Origin of the sequence: Pseudomonas sp. RA_15y_Pfl1_P11 (assembly GCF_963970975.1) — a bacterium.
GTDB lineage: Bacteria > Pseudomonadota > Gammaproteobacteria > Pseudomonadales > Pseudomonadaceae > Aquipseudomonas > Aquipseudomonas tritici.
This window is the reverse complement of sequence record NZ_CAXAOY010000039.1, coordinates 1-3642: the sequence shown is the minus strand read 5'-3', so window position 1 is coordinate 3642 and position 3642 is coordinate 1. Positions and strand designations below refer to the sequence as shown.

General features: G+C 55.4%; 6 protein-coding genes and 1 pseudogene. 5 read left to right on the top strand and 2 right to left on the bottom strand.

All coding sequences use genetic code 11. The features are described from left to right. The coding region (locus tag AACY44_RS27410) for an SDR family oxidoreductase (RefSeq protein ID WP_339531503.1) at window positions 1-323 on the top strand (323 nt) is incomplete at its 5' end. 206 nt (window positions 324-529) lie between these two features. Then, a pseudogene (locus AACY44_RS27405) lies at window positions 530-754 on the top strand (hypothetical protein); the annotation flags it as partial. Between the two features lie 628 nt (window positions 755-1382). On the opposite strand, the gene AACY44_RS27400 reads toward AACY44_RS27405, so the two are convergent. Both AACY44_RS27400 and AACY44_RS27395 read right to left on the bottom strand, forming a co-directional pair. Further along, window positions 1383-1739, bottom strand: coding sequence for a type II toxin-antitoxin system RelE/ParE family toxin (locus tag AACY44_RS27400; protein WP_339531501.1), 357 nt, complete (start codon window positions 1737-1739; stop codon window positions 1383-1385). A 2-nt stretch (window positions 1740-1741) separates the two neighbouring features. After that, on the bottom strand, window positions 1742-2032 hold the full coding sequence (locus AACY44_RS27395; RefSeq protein ID WP_070414439.1) for a type II toxin-antitoxin system ParD family antitoxin: 291 nt from the start codon (window positions 2030-2032) through the stop codon (window positions 1742-1744). Window positions 2033-2844: 812 nt separating this feature from the next. On the opposite strand from AACY44_RS27395, the gene AACY44_RS27390 reads away from it, so the two are divergent. From AACY44_RS27390 to AACY44_RS27380, 3 genes are all read left to right on the top strand, one after another. Beyond that, window positions 2845-3021: a DUF3606 domain-containing protein gene (locus AACY44_RS27390; RefSeq protein ID WP_083285254.1), complete on the top strand. Its 177-nt coding sequence runs from the start codon at window positions 2845-2847 to the stop codon at window positions 3019-3021. Window positions 3022-3234: 213 nt separating this feature from the next. Next, on the top strand, window positions 3235-3558 hold the full coding sequence (locus AACY44_RS27385) for a hypothetical protein (protein ID WP_339531498.1): 324 nt from the start codon (window positions 3235-3237) through the stop codon (window positions 3556-3558). Further along, a partial coding sequence (locus tag AACY44_RS27380) for a transposase (RefSeq protein ID WP_339531505.1) occupies window positions 3527-3642 on the top strand: 116 nt, incomplete at its 3' end. The genes AACY44_RS27385 and AACY44_RS27380, both read left to right, overlap by 32 nt.

Sequence of the window (3642 nt, the reverse complement as noted above, 5' to 3'; positions counted from 1 at the left end):
CGTATGGCGCGGCCAAGGGCGGCGTGAATGCCTTGACGGCCTGCCTGGCCCTGGAGACTGCCGGCAGCGGGATTCGCGTCAACGCCACCGCGCCCGGCGGCACCGAGGCACCGCCACGGCGCATCCCGCGCAACAGCCAGCCGCAGAGCGAGCAGGAGCGTGTGTGGTACCAGCAGATCGTCGACCAGACCCTCGACAGCAGCCCGATGAAACGCTACGGCAGCATCGACGAACAAGCTGGCGCGATTCTGTTCCTGGCCTGCGACGAGGCCTCCTACATCACCGGCGTGACCTTGCCGGTAGGCGGCGGCGACCTCGGCTAAGGCTTTTTCCATCTGCTGACACTGACTCACAACAACAATAAAGAGAGCACTGCCATGCGTAGCCATGATGGCCATTCGATTATCGATAATGCCCCGTTCAACCGCTTCCACTGGTTGATCGTGAGCCTGTGTGCCTTGCTGTTGACCTTTGAAGGCTATGACTTGTTTATTTAAGGCGTGGTCCTGCCGTCACTCATGCGCGAGTGGGGGCTGCGCAGCTCTAAGGCTTGTCGATTCGCACCACAGGCGTGGGCTGGGCGTCCGGCATCGGTCGCAATGGCGCGATTGTCGGCCCGCTGTTGGGCGGCGCGCTGATGGCGATCGAACTGCCTCTGCAACTGAATTTCAAGGCCTTTGCCATCCCCGGCGCGATTGCGGCTGAGCATGGAGGTAGCGTTGATCGGCCGAACGGCCTTCCAGACGATCCTTAAAGACTCTCCGGGTCGCCAAAAAACATTTTGACTGGGCTCTAGGACAATGTTTTCAGGTCGATAACGCTTTTGTTTGCCCCCATTTTTGCCCCCATTCGCACCGAATGTGCGAGTGATCGCGAATGGCGATCTCCGACGGACTCCAGTATGGCAGTGGCTGGTATTCAGTGCGCCTCCGTATACTGGATGAGCAACCCGTATCTGGCAAACCCTTGGTCGTTCGGAAGAGGGAATGGGTAATGAGTCGATATCCTTAAGTGGCGTTGTCGGGTCTGTCTTTCTGCACCTATCCTGAATTGATTCGCGAGATGCTCGTGCTCTGCGTGATGTTGCCAGGGCTCTGGTCGCTAGGGACATCGATCCGCGTGTCCATCGACAGCTGGAGCGTAATGCTAGGCGGTTGGTCACGGAAAACGCCTAAGAAGCGGTTGTTCTGCATTGAAAGTGATACGCAAAGTTGAACATAGTGTTTCTGGTCGTGGATCTCGATAGCCCGGTTGGACCCAGAACCTCCCCCTTCGATTGGCCGCCAAGTCGGCTGACAACGAGGGCGCTCAGGTTGAGATATAGAGGAGGCGCCTTACCTTCGCTATTTCTGGCCAGTTAAGCCGTTGGGCCAGGTCGCTGATCAGTCGTTAGGCAAGTGCAACTGCACTTCCATGGCGTCATGAAGGAGTCTGACGACCTCGATCACGTCGTCGTTTGCCACACGATAGAACACGATATGGCGTGGGCTTTTGACCGTTCCATGGGTTTGTTTGGCCTGCTGGCGTGAATAGATGAGGTGATAGCTGCGAAGGCCCGGTGCAAGCTCATCGCGGTCGTGGCTGCCAATGCGATAGGGCGTGTCGGCAAGCGCTTTCAGCGCCGCGAGGATCAGCTCCTGGTAGCGCTGGCGAGCTTGATCGCCGAACTGCGTCTGGGAGAGCCTGAGGATGTCGACAATGTCGGCACGCGCCGGGTTGGAAATCCGATACTGCGGCATGCTCAGTGTTTCTCTCTCGCGGGGAGGGTTGCCTCCAGGCTCAAGCCCTCGAGGTAGTGCTCCAGAGCCCCTTCGTTCACCTGAGTAAAGCGCCCGTGCTCAAGATCCATGATGCCGATTGAGGTCGCCTGACGCAGGGCCTCAATTTTGGCAGTGTCTTCGGCGACACGCTGTTCCAATAGCCGCAAACCTTCCCGCATCACTTCGCTGGCATTCTGATAGCGGCCAGACTGCACCAGGTCATGGATAACCTGTTCCTGATGAGGGGTGAGCACAACGTTTCGCGTCGCCATAATAAGCTCCAACTTTCGACAAACAGTATCTTTCGATCATTGGCATATTATGCCATTTTGTCTGGGTGCACATAGTTTGGGATTTGAATCTGACGAACTGTGTCGTACGGGGTCATCCTTTGTAGCATGCGCACAAAGTCAAAAAAGGGCTGTCGCAGCGGGACGTCGTAGCCAGCTTGATTAGTGTAGGCCTTTGGCCTTCAGTTTGGCCAAGCCTGGTTTGATGTGTCCGGCGCTCTCTAGCGTTCAGCCCTCAGCGTCAACTCCATTACGGCCGCCTCTAAGGCGATCTGGTTTTGGTACAGCCGCTCAATGACATATTCAATGGACATTGTTTCGACTCCAATGAAGGAGTCGAAAGCGTAGCTGCGGGGAGGGCGGATGTCCTAAGCACGCGCGAGGTAAGATTGGGTACCCATTGGGGCGACGAAACGTACGCAGCGGACCAGCATCAGAGCCTGCGCACGCTCTCAAAGGGATGACCTGATAGCATGACTGTCGGTGAGAGGAGCTTGAACGACAAGCACTCTCGTTCATGTCGTTCAAGCTCCAGGGAAGTGATAGCAGCCGCCGTGGTAGACCACGCCGGAAGTTGCGACCCAACCAAGGTGCGGTATTGCTCGCACTGTACCTGCACGGCACACGTCACTTCCTGGATTACCTGGCATCCACCTACCTGCGCCTTCCAGCTTCATCGCAGGATCCCGAGCAAATAATGAACCTAAAGTCGCTAAGGCCAGCCTTGAAAATCTATCGCTCCGACCCGATCTAAGTGGATGTCAATTAGCCATCAATGATTAAGGATAGTCATCATGTCGGATAACAAGCACATCACCCACCCTGCGGACGCTAAGCGGATAGACGTCAATGATCCTAACGAGGTCAGAAACTGGTGTGCTTCGTTCAGATGCACAGAAACGCAGCTCAAGAACGCGGTTGCGGCGGTCGGCACCTGGTCGCACCACGTGCGTGACTATTTCAACAAGTAAAACAACGGGCGAGCCCGAGCAAGGCTCGCCATCCTTTCTTCGCACAGCGAGTGTATACCAGGCCAACGGCTGCCCCACAGCGGGAAACCTTTTCCACGCTTTCACTTTGCATGGAAATCAGTGCATCAATGCCCATTCGCTTGAGGACTGATTAGGCCGCTGAAAAGTCACCGTAGCTTAAATTCAGAAGTTTTTTATAGATGGTGCCCCTCCATGGTTTCAGAAAATAAACCAACCCGCCCAACATCGCTCTACCGATATCGCCCACTGGGTTCAGACCTGGTCAAAAGAGAACTGGACGCTATTTTCAGCAGCTATTTGTATGCTCCCCGCTTTGATCAAATGAATGATCCAATGGAGGCGATGATCGAGTACCCTGCCGAAGATCGATTCGCCTTCTTGATGCCAAAAGAGCTTTTAGAGCTTTCTAAGAAAGCTCTCTGTAGTGGTCTAATGAAACCGGACACCCATTTAGGCGAGAATGCTCGCCAGAACGAGGTGTCAGATGACCAAACAACGCCGTACCTTTTCCCCTGAATTCAAACGCGAGGCTGCCGACCTCGTTATCAAGCAGGATTACAGCTTCATTGAGGCCAGCCGCTCGCTTGGTGTCGGCGAGTC

Bases quoted from the DNA above. Each gene is read 5' to 3' on its own strand.
- AACY44_RS27400 (WP_339531501.1), bottom strand. From the start codon at position 1,739: ATGCCGCAGTATCGGATTTCCAACCCGGCGCGTGCCGACATTGTCGAC.
- AACY44_RS27390 (WP_083285254.1), top strand. From the start codon at position 2,845: ATGTCGGATAACAAGCACATCACCCACCCTGCGGACGCTAAGCGGATA.
- AACY44_RS27395 (WP_070414439.1), bottom strand. From the start codon at position 2,032: ATGGCGACGCGAAACGTTGTGCTCACCCCTCATCAGGAACAGGTTATC.
- AACY44_RS27385 (WP_339531498.1), top strand. From the start codon at position 3,235: ATGGTTTCAGAAAATAAACCAACCCGCCCAACATCGCTCTACCGATAT.